The 13,855-nt window shown below is 61.6% G+C and carries 10 protein-coding genes; 4 read left to right on the forward strand and 6 right to left on the reverse strand.

Going from position 1 to position 13,855, the window contains the following annotated elements; translation table 11 throughout:
* The first annotated feature begins 402 nt into the window (after nucleotides 1-402).
* The 3 genes from AC6H34_RS16330 to AC6H34_RS16340 all read left to right on the forward strand — a co-directional run bounded on the left by AC6H34_RS16330 (nucleotide 403) and on the right by AC6H34_RS16340 (nucleotide 4,457).
* Nucleotides 403-1,599 carry a DUF3300 domain-containing protein gene (locus AC6H34_RS16330; RefSeq protein ID WP_448148856.1) on the forward strand — a complete coding sequence of 399 codons (1,197 nt, stop codon included), beginning with the start codon at nucleotides 403-405 and terminating at the stop codon, nucleotides 1,597-1,599.
* Between the two features lie 11 nt (nucleotides 1,600-1,610).
* Complete coding sequence (locus tag AC6H34_RS16335) at nucleotides 1,611-2,528, forward strand: DUF2950 domain-containing protein (RefSeq protein WP_497539429.1); 918 nt, start codon at nucleotides 1,611-1,613, stop codon at nucleotides 2,526-2,528.
* 237 nt (nucleotides 2,529-2,765) lie between these two features.
* A complete protein-coding gene (locus tag AC6H34_RS16340; protein ID WP_448148854.1) occupies nucleotides 2,766-4,457 on the forward strand; it encodes a SulP family inorganic anion transporter in 1,692 nt (563 codons plus the stop codon).
* Between the two features lie 131 nt (nucleotides 4,458-4,588).
* On the opposite strand, the gene AC6H34_RS16345 is transcribed toward AC6H34_RS16340, so the two are convergent.
* The 6 genes from AC6H34_RS16345 to AC6H34_RS16370 form a co-directional block, all read right to left on the reverse strand.
* Entirely contained in the window at nucleotides 4,589-5,035 is a 447-nt protein-coding gene (locus AC6H34_RS16345; RefSeq protein WP_497539430.1) for a hypothetical protein, read from the reverse strand.
* A 44-nt stretch (nucleotides 5,036-5,079) separates the two neighbouring features.
* Nucleotides 5,080-5,874, reverse strand: a complete 795-nt coding sequence (gene ppk2, locus AC6H34_RS16350) for a polyphosphate kinase 2 (RefSeq protein WP_497539431.1) — start codon at nucleotides 5,872-5,874, stop codon at nucleotides 5,080-5,082.
* Between the two features lie 114 nt (nucleotides 5,875-5,988).
* Entirely contained in the window at nucleotides 5,989-6,483 is a 495-nt protein-coding gene (locus AC6H34_RS16355) for a hypothetical protein (RefSeq protein ID WP_497539432.1), read from the reverse strand.
* 29 nt (nucleotides 6,484-6,512) lie between these two features.
* Nucleotides 6,513-6,935: a hypothetical protein gene (locus AC6H34_RS16360; protein WP_448148851.1), complete on the reverse strand. Its 423-nt coding sequence runs from the start codon at nucleotides 6,933-6,935 to the stop codon at nucleotides 6,513-6,515.
* A complete protein-coding gene (locus AC6H34_RS16365) occupies nucleotides 6,932-10,141 on the reverse strand; it encodes an efflux RND transporter permease subunit (protein ID WP_448148850.1) in 3,210 nt (1,069 codons plus the stop codon). The genes AC6H34_RS16360 and AC6H34_RS16365 overlap by 4 nt, the downstream gene beginning before the upstream one ends.
* A 4-nt stretch (nucleotides 10,142-10,145) precedes the next feature.
* Entirely contained in the window at nucleotides 10,146-11,312 is a 1,167-nt protein-coding gene (locus AC6H34_RS16370) for an efflux RND transporter periplasmic adaptor subunit (protein WP_497539433.1), read from the reverse strand.
* A gap of 694 nt (nucleotides 11,313-12,006) precedes the next feature.
* Between AC6H34_RS16370 and AC6H34_RS16375 the strand changes: the two genes are divergently transcribed.
* Nucleotides 12,007-13,845, forward strand: coding sequence for a sensor histidine kinase (locus tag AC6H34_RS16375; RefSeq protein ID WP_497539434.1), 1,839 nt, complete (start codon nucleotides 12,007-12,009; stop codon nucleotides 13,843-13,845).
* The last annotated feature ends 10 nt before the right edge of the window (nucleotides 13,846-13,855 follow it).

Below are 13,855 nucleotides of genomic sequence, written 5' to 3' on the forward strand. Positions count from 1 at the left end.
CGAGCCCAGGAGGCCGATCTGGCGGCACGAGGCGGGTGGGGGCGCTCATTACAGAAAGTGCCCGCACTCCGGCGGCTATCGGTGTGATCACTGCAAGCGACTCGAAGCCGGAGGGGGCTTCAGAGCGCCAATCCTCGCCGAGGAGTGTCTGGACAGCCCCGGTGCAGGCCGGCGAGCCGTCATTTCAATGCGTTTGGTACTAAGGGGGCGCTTATGTCTCAATGGGTTGCACGGTCATTGTTGTCGAAGACTTGTCTACCGGCCCTGATCGCGGGTGCGATTTTCACGATCATGCACGCTGCAACGGCTTTCGGGCAAACACCCGCGCCGCCTCCGACGCCGCCGGCGGCACAACCCGCTGCCCCCGATGCCCAGCCGGCGACAGCTTCTCAGGCGGATTCTGTGTTCAGCACGGAAGAGCTGCGCAAGCTTCTGGCACCCTATGCGCTCTATCCGGATTCCCTGCTCGCACAGCTCCTCCCGGCCTCCGCCTATCCTGTCGACATCGTACAAGCTTCCCGATGGCTGGCGCGCAACACAGCCGCCGTGAGCAAGGGTGACTTCTCCGGGCTCGATGCGCTGGACCTCGATCCCACGGTGAAGGCATTGTCACGCTTCCCCAAGGTGATCGAACTGCTCAATTCGGATCTCAACGCAACGAGCGACCTCGGCGACGCCTTCGTCAATCAGCCGAATGACGTCGCCGCGATGATCCAGGATCTCAGGCAGGCAGCGCAGGCGGCCGGCTCGCTAAAGTCGGACAAGCACCAGCGGGTGCGGTCGGAGACCCAGAACGGCAAGTCCTACGTGGCGATCGATTCGGCTGATCCGGGCGTGGTTTATGTGCCGGAATATGATCCCTCGACGGCCTACACGATCGGTGCGGGCCTGCTTGGCTTCGGCCTCGGCGTCGCGGTCGGTGCCGGGATGTCCAATTATTGGGACTGGGGGCACGGCTGGGTCTACCCGCCGCGTTGGAGCGGCTATCCGCCCGGCTATGGCGGCTATCCGCCAGGGACCCGGCCTCCCGGTTACCGTCCACCCGGTCAGGGCAACTTTCCCTCTCAGTTGCCCGGCGGTGGCATCAATATCGGCAACAAGATCGACATCGGCAATGGATCCCGCCCCTGGAGGCCGGATTCGGGCCGCTATCGCCCGGGTCAAGGCACCAAGCCGGGCCTCGGGAGCCCACGGCCCGGCAGTGACAGGCCAGGCGTCTCGGACCGCATGAACAGGGGCGGCGACCGCGCCCAGGCCGGAAACGGCCTCGCGGGAAATCAGGTGAGCCCCCGTCCCGCCAATCGCCGCCAGGGCGGGCGCGCTCAACAGAAGGGCGCCGGCAAACGGCCGGCCGTCAATCGCAGGGCACGCGACTCGGCCTTCGGCGATGCCCGCATGGGGGGCCGCGCGTCCAACTTCGCGGCGCAGCGCGGCATGGCGAGCAGGCGGAGCCAGTTCGGAGGTGGTCCCTATGGCGGCGGTGGCTTCCAGAGAGGCGGCTTCAATGGCGGCGGCTTCCGCGGGGGCGGAGGGTTCCGGGGGGGCGGCGGCGGTGGCCGGCGCTTCGGTGGTGGCGGTGGCGGCAGGCGCGGTCGATAGGGAGGCGGCATATGGGCATTTTCATGCAGGCATTCAGCGGCTCGCTGCTTGGTGCGTTCCTCCTGATCGGCGGCACAGAGGCCGGATTGTGCCAACATCTCTTCGATACGCCGAAGGAGGCTTCCCAGGCCCTCGTCGACGCTGCGCGCCAACCTCAGGAAGGCAAGCTCGATGAGATGATGGGGGCGGGCGCCAAGGAACTGCTCAGCTCCGGTGATGAGGAAATAGACCACCAGCGTCTCGCCGATTTTCTCGCCCTTGCCGATCAGGCGCAGGGTGTCGTCGAGGAAAAGCCCGGCATGGCGATCCTTGTCTTCGGCGCCGACCCCTGGAGCTTTCCGATCCCCCTTCGCCAGAAGGACGGAAAATGGGCGTTCGACCTCAAGGCCGGAAAACAGGAGATTCGCGACAGGGCCGTCGGCCGCAACGAACTGACGGCCATCGCTGCCTGCGCCGATTATGTCCAGGCGCAGCGGGAGTACTACGACAGCCTTCACGATGATGAGCCGGTCCAGCAATATGCGCGTCGCTTCATCAGTTCGCCGGGACGCCACGATGGCCTCTGGTGGCAGCCCGAGACCCCGCGTGACCGCAGCCCGCTCGGTGACGTCATCGCGGCGGCCGCTGTCGAGAAGAGCAGCGGCAAGCAAGGCCCGACACCTTATTTCGGCTACATCTACCGCATCCTGACCAAACAGGGCCCGGATGCTCCCGGCGGCGCCTATGGCTATGTGGTGGGCGGCCGGATGCTGGCGGGCTTTGCACTCCTGGCCTACCCCGAACGCTGGGGCGAGACGGGGGTGATGACCTTCCTGTGCGATCAGCAGGGCAAGGTCTATCAGCGCAACCTCGGGCCCGGCACCGCCACGGAGGCGGCTCGCATCGAGAGCCTGAATCCCGGCAAGGGCTGGGAGGCGGTTCGTGAGTGAGACCGACGACCTTGTCCGCCCAGCGACGGATCCCGAGTAGCGCGCCGCGAAAGCGCAAGCTTCGATGAAGCCTCCATATGGCGATCGGAGAGGCGGAGTGGGACCCGTATCACGGGTCCCCATGACGCTAGAGGTCGCGCAGGCGCCATTGCGCGATCACGGAGGCTGAGGCGACCTGGCTTTCACGCAGATGCTCGGGAGCGTCCAGTTGTCGCAAACTCTCGGAAAGTTCGTTCCATGCTGACACATTTCCCGATCTTCGGCGGCCTCCGAGGCTTTAGATTGGCATGGTTGCGGACCGATTTCACGGCTGGCCTGGCCGTCGCCGCCGTCGCCATTCCAAGCGCCATCGCCTATCCAGCCATCGCTGGTCTGCCGGCCGAAGTCGGTGTCTATGCCAGCATCCTTCCGTTGGTCGGCTATGCCTTGTTTGGCCCTTCGCACAAACTCATGGTGGGGCCGGATGCTGCGACAATGACGGTTCTGGCGGCCGTTCTTGCCACCCTCCCTCTCGCGACGACAGAGGATCGCGTTACGGCCGCTGCCGCGCTTGCGATCACGGTGGGAGTCTTCTGCATCATTGCCGGGCTGCTTCGCCTTGGCGTCATTGCGGCTTTTCTGTCCAAGCCGATCCTGGTTGGATTCATCAGCGGCGTGTCGATCTCCATCATCGTGGGACAGATCCAGCGCCTGACCGGAGTGCGCATAGAGGCCGACGGGCTGTTCCCACCCATCTGGGAACTCATCCAAAAAGCCGGGCTCGTGCATCTGCCCTCCCTGATCCTTGGGGGCTCGCTCATCGCGCTCTTGCTGCTGCTCACGCACTGGCGCTCGCCGGTGCCTCCACCGCTGATCGTTGTCGCCGCCTCCATCGCAGCCTCTGCGCTTTTCGATTTCAGCGGCATGGGAATCGCGGTCGTCGGCGAACTCCCGCACGCATTTCCCAGCCTCTCCTTTCCGATCAACAGCAATCTGCCTGTCAAGGAGCTGTTGCTTGGCGCCGGTGCCGTCTGGCTTGTGAGTTTTGGCTCTGGCATCGTCGGGGCGCGCAGCTTCGGCGCTCGCGACAAGTTCGACGTCGACGCCAATGCCGAACTCGTTGGACTAGGGGCGGCGAATGTCGCCGCCGGGCTGTTCAGCGGCTTTCCGGTAACGATCTCCGATTCTCGCACCGCGGTGAACCTGTCGGTCGGCGGTCGATCGCAGATGTCGGGCCTGGTTGCAGCGCTGACGCTGACGGCCATGCTCCTCTTCATGCAGGGAGCCATACGCCTCCTTCCCATCCCGGCCCTGGGTGCCATCCTCGTGGCGGCAGCGTTAAGTCTTCTCGACGTGGCCGGCCTTCGCGCGATCTGGCGCGTGAGCCGAATGGAGTTCATCTTCGCGCTGATCGGCATGGCCGGGCCGATCAGCCTCGGGGTCCTGAACGGCGTGGTCATCGCGGTCGCGGCGACTCTCCTCTATGTGCTGCTCAAGGAGATGCGGCCGCGCGATGCCCTGCTGGGGCGCGTTCCCGGCCGCAAGGGCTTCTACAAGCTGCATCGAGCGCGTAACGCCGAACCGATCCCCGGGCTCGCTGTCTGCGTGGTGCAGGGAAGCCTCTTGTTCTTCAATGTCGACTATGTCCGCGCACGCCTGCTGGAGGTTGCGAAGGCTCTGCCGGCCAACACCAGGTGGTTTGTCCTAGATGCGAGCGCCGTCGCCCAGGTCGATTCGACCGCTGCGGGCATGCTCGAGGAACTGCGGTCCGATTTTGCCGAGCGAGGCCTTCGGTTCGCCATAGCCCAACTGCATCACGAGCCCATGGAGGTCCTCACACGGGCCGGAACCATCCACAGCATCGGGGAAGACATGATCTTCGAGGATCTGGAGGAGGCGGTGAGCGCCTTCCGGCACGCTCCGCGCAATCACGTCCAGAAAGCAGGCTGAAGACCGGGGCGGAAAGCCTGCCTGGTTCCGGAACGAAGAGACCAGCGGGACGCCTCCCGCCTCCCGGTTTCTGACGCACCCGAGGCGCGGGCGCTGATCGTCGGATCGCGCCCGGACCTGGCGAGCCCGGCTCATTTCATGGTGATGACGACACCATCCAGGCCGGTCGACAGCATGAGGCCTTTGCGTTTGGCCCGCAGGGCGATGTAGACGCCCTGCTCGTTCTTCAGCCAAATCTTGCCCAGACTCTTGTCCAGCACCACAAGTCCCGTTCGGGCTGCCACATAGCGGCCGGGAAAGTTGCGGAGGGAGCTCAGATTGTAGACCGTGCCGCTTGCCGTCAGCGAAGATGCACCCAGGCCCCCGATACCCACGCCGCCGATCTTGAACCCGTAGCTACGACCTCGGTAGCGCAACGTTCCTCCGCCATACTGGGCCGTCACGATGTAGCCGGCCTGTCCCTGGCTGATGGTGATCGTCCCGCTTGGAACGGGCTTCTTCTCCACGGCTGTCGCCGGCTGCGCAGCAGCCAGCATGAGGGTTGAAAGCAGGACCAACAGAGAATTTCGCGATTTCATGACCTATGCCTCCGACGGGGAGCCATGTTTCATCCTTCCCGGCGCTAGAAATGTGAATTGGGAACCCAGTGACGCGCGAAAACCGGCTCCTCGTAACCATCCGGCTTCTGGCGCTTGGGCAACTTGATCTTATCTCGCGGTACCTCCTCATAGGGGATGGAGCCGAGGATATGGGAGATTATGTTGAGGCGCGCCTGTTTCTTGTCGTCTGAATGGACGGCATACCAGGGAGCCCATTCGGTATCCGTCGCCAGGAACATCTCGTCCCGCGCGCGCGAATAGTCGAACCAGCGGCTGTAGGATTTCAGATCCATCGGCGAGAGCTTCCAGATCTTGCGCTGGTCCAGAATACGCGCCTGAATGCGGCGGGTCTGCTCTTCGGGACTCACCTCCAGCCAGTATTTGAGGAGGATGATGCCGGAGTCGACAATGGCTTTCTCGACTCCCGGAAGGATGTTCAGGAAATGCCGGGCCTGGTCTTCGGTGCAGAAGCCCATGACTCTTTCGACGCCGGCGCGGTTGTACCAGCTGCGGTCGAAGATGACGATCTCGCCCGCTGCAGGCAAATGCGGCAGGTAGCGCTGGACGTACATCTGAGACTTCTCGCGCTCGGTCGGCGGCGCAAGCGCGACCACGCGGAATGTGCGCGGGCTCACCCGCTCGGTGATCGCCTTGATCGTGCCGCCCTTGCCGGCGCCGTCGCGACCCTCGAACACGATGCAGACCTTGGTGCCGCTGTGCTTCACCCATTCCTGGAGCTTCACCAGTTCGATGTGGGCTGAACGCAGCGCGCTTTGATATGCTTTTTCCTTGAGCGGTTTATCGACCTTCTTATCCATCGGAACGATCCTCCCAGAGCAAAGCGCGTTTAGGTAGAAACGGCGCTTTGCTTTAACTCCTTGTTTTTCGACACGTCTTCGCGTTCTGCCGATTCCGTCAAAACACAAAACGCTCTAGGACCAGCTTAGGAAGAATCCGACATCACCGGGAAAGCCACCGGGGAATTCTATGATCATAGCCTTGAGTTTGTATTTCATCGGTTGAAGGTGGTCCCTCCAGAATTCGAAGGCTTGCTTGGGGCGCCCGGTCAGGGTCGAAGGCCAGTCGGGCTCGGTGTTGTTGATCGCGCGCCCGCTGTCGGTGCAAAGGGCGTTGGGGAAGCGCATCACCATCGCTTCCGTCTCGCCATTGGCGGCGGCCCGCCGGATCATGCCCTGCACCCGCTGCTTGATATCGGCGATCTTTGCCGGCGTAAGGTCGACATATTGCTGCAGCGACTCGACGAGCTCCTTGCGGGCTTTTTCGGCCTTGTCCATGGCGTTGAGCTCCTTGGACATCTGGGCCATCTTCATTTCGGCCATGTACTTTCGAAGATCGTCGGCCGACATGAAGCTATCGTCGCCGAGTGTGTCCAGGCTGGCCGTCGTCGACGAGGTTTGTGTATTCATATGTCAGACTCCCTCAGCATGCTTGGCGGTCAGGGTTTGCAGGCGTCGTATCGACTGCCGACCTGTGCGACGTCGTCATTGTAGCGATAGAGCTCCCCGTCCTTTCCAGCCGAGAGATAGGCTTTGACGGGGCTCGACGTAATGGTCGTGGTGCAACCCAGATTCAGGATCATCCGGTCTCCCTTGTAGGAGATGCCCTGGATGCTGCAACTCGCGCCAGGCGTCCTTATCCTCCGGCCGGAGATCATGAAGGCCGGTGCAAAGACACTCACGTCCTTTCGGAAGGCCATGCCGCGTTTGCCCGGGGAGTAGACCTGATCGCAGCTCATGCTTTGCTCGACCCAGGCACCCTGCAGCGACGTCAGGCCTTGCAGCTTATCGGCACTCGCACTGCCTGCCAGGACCAGCATGCCAGCGACGGCGATTGCCGATGTAAGTGCTGCTTTCATCATGGGTGTCCTCCTTTTTGGAGCGAAGCTAAGGGGGCGACGGCATCCTGGCCTCCTCCGGTCTCGGCAGGGCCGTGATCTGGCTGCTTCGGGCGCGCGCCGGGCCTCAGCTTTTCGCGCAGGGCCTGGAACTGGACGTAAAGGGGCGGGATGACGAAGATGCCGATGAACGACGCCAGTATCATGCCGCCGAACACGGGGGTGCCGACGTTGCGCCGGGCGATTTCCGAGGCGCCGTGGGCGACGACCAGCGGATAGAGGCCGAGGATGAAGGCGAGCGACGTCATCATCACCGGACGGAAGCGCAGGCGGGCGCCTTCCGTCGCTGCCGTCAGAAGCGGAATACCGCGTTCGCGCTGCTCCTTGGCGAATTCGACGATCAGAATGCCGTTCTTGGCCGCGAGGCCGATGAGGACGATCATGCCGATCTGGCCGTAGAGATCGAGCGTGAGGTGGGCGATGACGATAGCGGCGAAGGAACCGAGGATACCCACCGAGACCGACAGGAGCACCGGCACGGGGATCGTCCAGCTCTCGTAGAGGGCGACGAGGAAGAGGAAGGCGAAGAGCACGGCGAAGCCGAGAATGATCGCCGTCTTGCCTTCGGCCCGCTTCTCCTGGAAGGACGTGTCGGTCCAGGCGCCGCTATACCCGTCCGGCAAGGTCGCCGCGGCGATCTTCTCCATCGCCGCCAGGGCCTGGCCCGAGGAGACACCGGGGGCTGGATTGCCCTGTATCGTGACTGCCCGCTTGTTGTTGTAGCGGATGAGCGCCGGCGGACCGACCACCACGCGGGCCTCCAGAATGGAGCGCATGGGGATCATCTTGCCTTCGGCGTTGCGGACATTGATCCGGTAGATGTCGTCGATCGAGGTCCGATCCGTTGCCTCCGCCTGGACCTGGACCTGCCAGGTACGGCCGTAGAGATTCATGTCGTTGACATAGAATCCGCCGAGCGAGGTCTGCAGCGCCTGGAAGACATCCGAGAGCGACAGGCCGAGGATCTGTGCCTTGTCGCGGTCGATATCGAGAAAGACTGACGGATTGGTCGCCGAATAAGTGCTGAAGACGCGGGAAAGCTGCGGATCCTGGTTGGCTGCGACGAGCAGGCCGCGGAGCACCTGGTCAAGGGTCTTGGGATCGGAGCTGCGCAGATCCTGGAGGACATAGGCAAAACCTCCACCGGTGCCCAGGCCGACGATGGGGGGAGGGGCGATCGGTACGACAGTGCCACCCGAGAGCTGCCGCAGGCGAGGCCCGAGGCGCGCGAGCACTGCTGCCGCTCCCTGTCCCTCGCCGGAGCGTTCCTCGAACGGCTTGAGGGTGACGACGATGAAGGCGGCATTGGGCTGCGAGTAATTGTCGATGAAGTTCAGCCCGATCACCGATGTGAAGTCGGCTATGGTCTCTTCCTCGCGCAGGGTCTTTTCCGCCTCGCGGATGACGTCGGTCGTGCGACTCAGCGAGGCTCCTCCCGGCAATTGCACGACGACGAAGAAGGCGCCCTGGTCGTCTTCCGGCAGGAACCCGGTCGGGGTCGCCTTGCTCAGCGCGTAGACCCCGCCCATCGAAGCCGCGACGCAGACGAGTCCGATGGTGGCGAAGCGCACCAGGCGTGCGACGCCGGCGCCATAACCGTCGCGGACACGATCGATGGCGCGCATGACCATGCCGATCGGGCCGCGCTTGGGACCGTGCGAGCCGGATTTCAGCAGGACGGCGCATAGAGCCGGTGACAGCGTGAGGGCATTGATGGCCGAGAGGAACATGCCGACGGCCACCGTGACCGCGAACTGACGAAACAGTTCACCCGACAGACCAGGTATGAAGGCCACCGGCACGAAAACGGACAGCAGCACGAGGGTAATGGCAACGATCGGCGCCGTGATTTCGCTCATCGCCCGCTTGGTGGCGTCAGCCACCGACAGCGACGGGTTTTCCTCCATCACCCGTTCGACATTCTCGACCACGACGATGGCGTCATCGACGACGATGCCGATCGACAGCACGAGCGCGAGGAGGGAGACCGTGTTGGCCGAATAGCCGATCGCATTCAGCGCGATGAACGTGCCGATCAGGCTGACGGGAACGGCGAGGGTGGGTATCAGCGTCGCCCGGAAACTGCCCAGGAACAGATAGACGACGATCACGACCAGGACGAAGGCCTCGATGAGGGTCTTCTGCACTTCGTGAATGGTATCCTTCACGAAGACGGTCGGGTCGTAGGTGATCTTCCATTCCAGGTCGCTCGGGAAACGCGCTGCAAGCTCGTTCATCCGGCCCCGGATGGCATCGAGGGTGGAGATGGCGTTGGCACCCGGCGCCTGGTAGATGGCCAGCACCGAGGCCGGTCCACCGTTGAAGAGGGTTTCACGATCGAGGTTCGCTGCGCCCATTTCGACCCGGGCGACATCGCCGAGGCGGAGGAGCGAGCCGTCGGAATTGGTCCTCAACACGATGCGGTTGAATTCGTCGATGGAGGAAAGGCGTCCCTTGGTCTGCAGGTTCAGCTGCAGTTGCTGATCGTCGGAGATCGGCCGTGCGCCCACTCGGCCCACGGCAGCCTGGATATTCTGGGCCTGGATGGACTTGATGATGTCGTTCGTCGTTAGATTCAGGCCGGCGAGACGGTCGGTGCGAATCCAGGCCCTGACGGCGTAATCCTGCGGCCCCCAGAGCGTGGCGTCTCCCACCCCCGGGGTGCTCTTGATCTCGTCCAGGATATTGATGGTCACATAGTTCGAGATGAACAGCGGGTCGTAGCTATGTTTCGGCGAATAGACAGCAAGCACGCCGAGGAGGGCGGATGACTTCTTCTTGACCGTCACGCCCTGCTTTTGCACGTCCTGAGGAAGCTTGGAGATCGCGGTCTGGACGCGATTGTTCATGTTGACGGTGTTGATGTCGGGATCGGTGCCCAGTTCGAAGGAACCGGTGAGCGTGTAGCTGCCGTCATTGCCGCTCACGCTCTTCATGTACATCAGCTTGTCGACACCGACGACCTGCGCTTCGATCGGCTGGGCAATGGTGGAATCCACCACGTCTGCGGAAGCACCGGGATAGTTGGTGGTCACCGATACCTGCGGCGGCACGATGTCGGGATATTGCGCGATCGGAATGACCAGGAGCGAAAGCAGCCCGGCAATCACCGTGACGATAGCTATGACGATCGCGAGCCGCGGACGATCGACGAAGACCGAGGAGATCATGAGCCTAGCCTCCGGTATTCAGGGCAGGGGCTGGGCTCGGGCGCACGGCTACGCCGGGACGAAGGCTCTGGAACCCGTCCGTGATGACAAGCTCTCCACCCTCCAGGCCGCTCGACACCACTGAGTTGGCGCCGCTGTTGCCTTCTGTTTTCAGGCGTCGAACGGCAGCCTTGCCATCCTCCACGATGAAGACATAGACGCCCTGCTGGTCGGCAATGAGCGCCGACTGGGGCACGACGACGCGCTCCTCCGGCGCGCCGGCCTCGAGTTCGACCTTGACCAGTTGCCCATCGACCAACGACCGGCCGGGGTTCGCGATATTCCCGCGCACGATCAGGGTGTCGGTCGACCTGTCCACGCTCACGTCCAGGAAGCTGATCTGCCCGATCTGGTCGTAGAGGGTGCCGTCGGAAAAGCGGATGCGCAGCTTGATCGACTTCGGGTCCGAGGTCTTGCCAGCCTTCTGTGCGGCCGTGATATCCCGCTGGCTGACCGGGAAGGTCACGTACATCGGATCCTGGCTGACGATGGAAGTCAGCTCGCCCGTCTCCGGTCCGACCAGATTGCCCTTGGAAACCGCTGTCATGCCGATGCGGCCCGTGATCGGGGCGGTGATGTCGGTATAGCCGAGATTGATCTTGGCAGTATCGAGGCTGGCTGCCGCGGAAACCGTGGCCGCCTTGGCCTGGGCCTCCTGTGCAACGGCCTGGTCGAAGGCGACGGCCGTGCCGGCATTGCGCTTGAGAAGTTCTTCGGCGCGCTGGCGCTGGATGGTGGCAAGCGCCAGTTCGGCCTGTGTCCGTTCGAGCGTGCCCTCTGCCTGCTGGACATCGGCATCAAACAGGGATTTCTCGATGCGATAGAGCGGCGCGCCGGTTTGAACGGTGTCACCCTCCCGGAAGAGGACGCCTTCCAGAACTCCCTTGACGCGGGCGCGTATCACCACTTTCTCGGGAGCGTCGATGCGGCCGACGAATTCCATTGCCTTCGAGATCGGCTTGCGCTCGGCAGGTACCGCAATGACCGAAACCTGTCCTTCGTCCGCGGCAAAAGAAAATCGTAGCGGCAGAACCAGAAATGTCGACGCCAGCAGGGCAATGGCGATCGCTTTTCTCGAAGTGCCGTACGACTTTAGACTCGGAAGACCTATCACCTTATGCCCCTTCCGCATGGATACTCATGTGCGATCTAATGTAAATTAGATCGGAACAAGATAATTATATACTTACATATTGTATAATAATAACATTTTTTGTTTAAATATAATTTAATTAGTCATTCTGACCAAAGGTTGTTGACGCTTAAAATTATTAGAGTCTCTCAATTTTTGTTTTTCATGGCTCGACGGGAACACAATGAGGCTTCATATATTTTGTTTTTGGAATAATATTTTTTGAAGAATGGCTCGTTTATTATAAGTACATTTATATATGCTGTGTGTATAATTTCAATCATAGAGACATTAGTGATCCTTATTTTAAGATGGAATGTCGAGTCTTGCGGCGATTAGGCGGTTGGCCTCAGATCACGAGGCGCGGCTTTCCTATGTTCTGGTCGGCACCGAAGGAGGCTACAACGCCAAACAATTGCTCTCTATTGTCCGTATAGGCATTGTACTTTAGGCCAATATGGTGTGCGCCTCAGCTCATAGCTTTTCGGGAGATTATGCTCGCTTTTGCGTAGTTAGTTGCGCCTTGTTCGATCACGGAGACTGAATGGTGGTAATTAAATACCGTCTCTGGATCGGTGGGGGGCTATTCTGCCCATGAAGACCTATCGTGACATGGCAATGTGTCGTGCTACAACGAATTGCATATGGCTCTAATTCGCTGACTATCCGTGGCGGCAGGTAAAGTAGCTGTCAAATGCGCGTCTTGGATAAGTTAATTCTCTGCCTGATAGTATTTCTTGCTGCTGGACCGCCGGGGGCATGGGGGCAGCCCGCGCGTTCAATACTCGTGCTTGAGCAATCAGACGTTCGCGGTCCATTTTACGCCGAGATCTTCTCTGCGATGCGGGCGGCCGTCAACGAGGACGAGGCAGCGCCGGTTTCACTCTATGTCGAGAACCTGGATCTTACCCGCTTCAGCGGGGCTGCCTATGAAGAGAGCCTGCAGAACCACCTTCGCATAAAGTATCAGGGCAGGCCGATCACGGTGGTCGTTACGGTCGGTACGGCGGCGCTGGAGTTCGCTCAGCGGTGGCGTTCCAGCTTGTGGCCAGGGGTTCCCCTGGTTTTCGGGTTGGTGGACGCCCAGACAGCCGCGCAGTTCAAGGGTGTGCCAAACACGACCGGGCAGACCGTGAAGCTGTCCTTGGATGACATGGTGACGGTGGCGCGTTCGGTCGCCCCCGACTTGAAAAGCGTCGTCATCGTGGGGGATACCCTCGCGCGCCAACCCTTGTTCCGCCAGTTCGTGCCCCAGATTCCCCAGATAAACCCCAGTATCGAGGTCGTCGACCTCACGGGCCTTCCCATGCTCGATCTTCTCAATCGGGTGGCAAATCTTCCGTCCTCCAGTGTCATTCTCTATACGAGCATCTACTCGGACGGTGCCGGCACGTACTACACCCCGGCCGATGCCCTTGCCGCGATCGCGCAGAGTGCCAATCGTCCCATCGTCGTTACCGCGGAGACCTTCCTCGGACGCGGCGGTGTCGGCGGCTTTGTCATGAGACCAAGTTGCATCGGCGCCGGCATCGCCAAGACAGCCCTGCGAATTCTCCATGGCGAGAAGGCCGCGGACATTCCCGTGGAGGGCGAGGGCGTCAAAGCCGTCTTTGATTGGCGTCAATTACAACGCTGGAAAGTGCCTGCATCATCCCTGCCTGCCGGCAGCGAAATCCGCTTCCGACCCTTGAGCGCCTGGGAGCAATATAAATGGCAGATAATTGGTATTATACTGATTATCGTCACGCAGGGCCTTCTCATCCTGGGTATGTTGGCGGAACGGCAGCGTCGGCTGCGCGCGGAAGTGAATGCGCGGGAGCACTTGTCGGAGATTGCCCATATGAACCGCCGCACGACAGTTGGCGAGTTGTGCGCCTCCATTACCCACGAGCTCAACCAGCCGCTCGGTTCAATCCTGAGCAATACGGAGGCGGCTGAGATGATGATGGATTCGCGCACGCCCGATCTCGGAGAGGTCAGAGAGATCCTTGCAGACATCAAGCGGGATGACAGGCGAGCCAGCGAGATCATCTCCCGACTGCGCAATCTCCTGAAGGGTGCGGTAATCGAGACCGAGGAGTTCGATCTGAACGAGGCCGTCGACAAGGTCTTCGGGCTTCTTAGCCACCAGGCAAATGGCGCTAACACGGCCCTCAGCACCTCCTTCTCGAACCAGAAACTCAAGGTGAGCGGTGACCGCGTTCAATTGGAGCAGGTCATTCTCAATCTCGTGATGAACGCCCTGGAATCGATGGAGGACAAGAGATCCGGCGGGCGCCGCGAGATCGTAGGCCGCACCGCCAGGCTGGACCACAGGTTCGCGGAAATCTCGATCGCCGACAACGGGCCAGGGATCGACGCAAACAAGCTCGGCGCGGTGTTCAAGCCCTTCTTCACGACGAAGAAACACGGAATGGGGATGGGGTTGTCCATTTCTCGCAAGATCGTCGAGGCCCACGGAGGCGAGATCTGGGCAGAGAGCCGGCCCCAGGGAGGGGTCGTGTTCCGGATCAGGCTTCCGCTCATGCAGTAACAAAGGGGGT

It is taken from the genome of Labrys sp. ALF-8 (assembly GCF_059699065.1).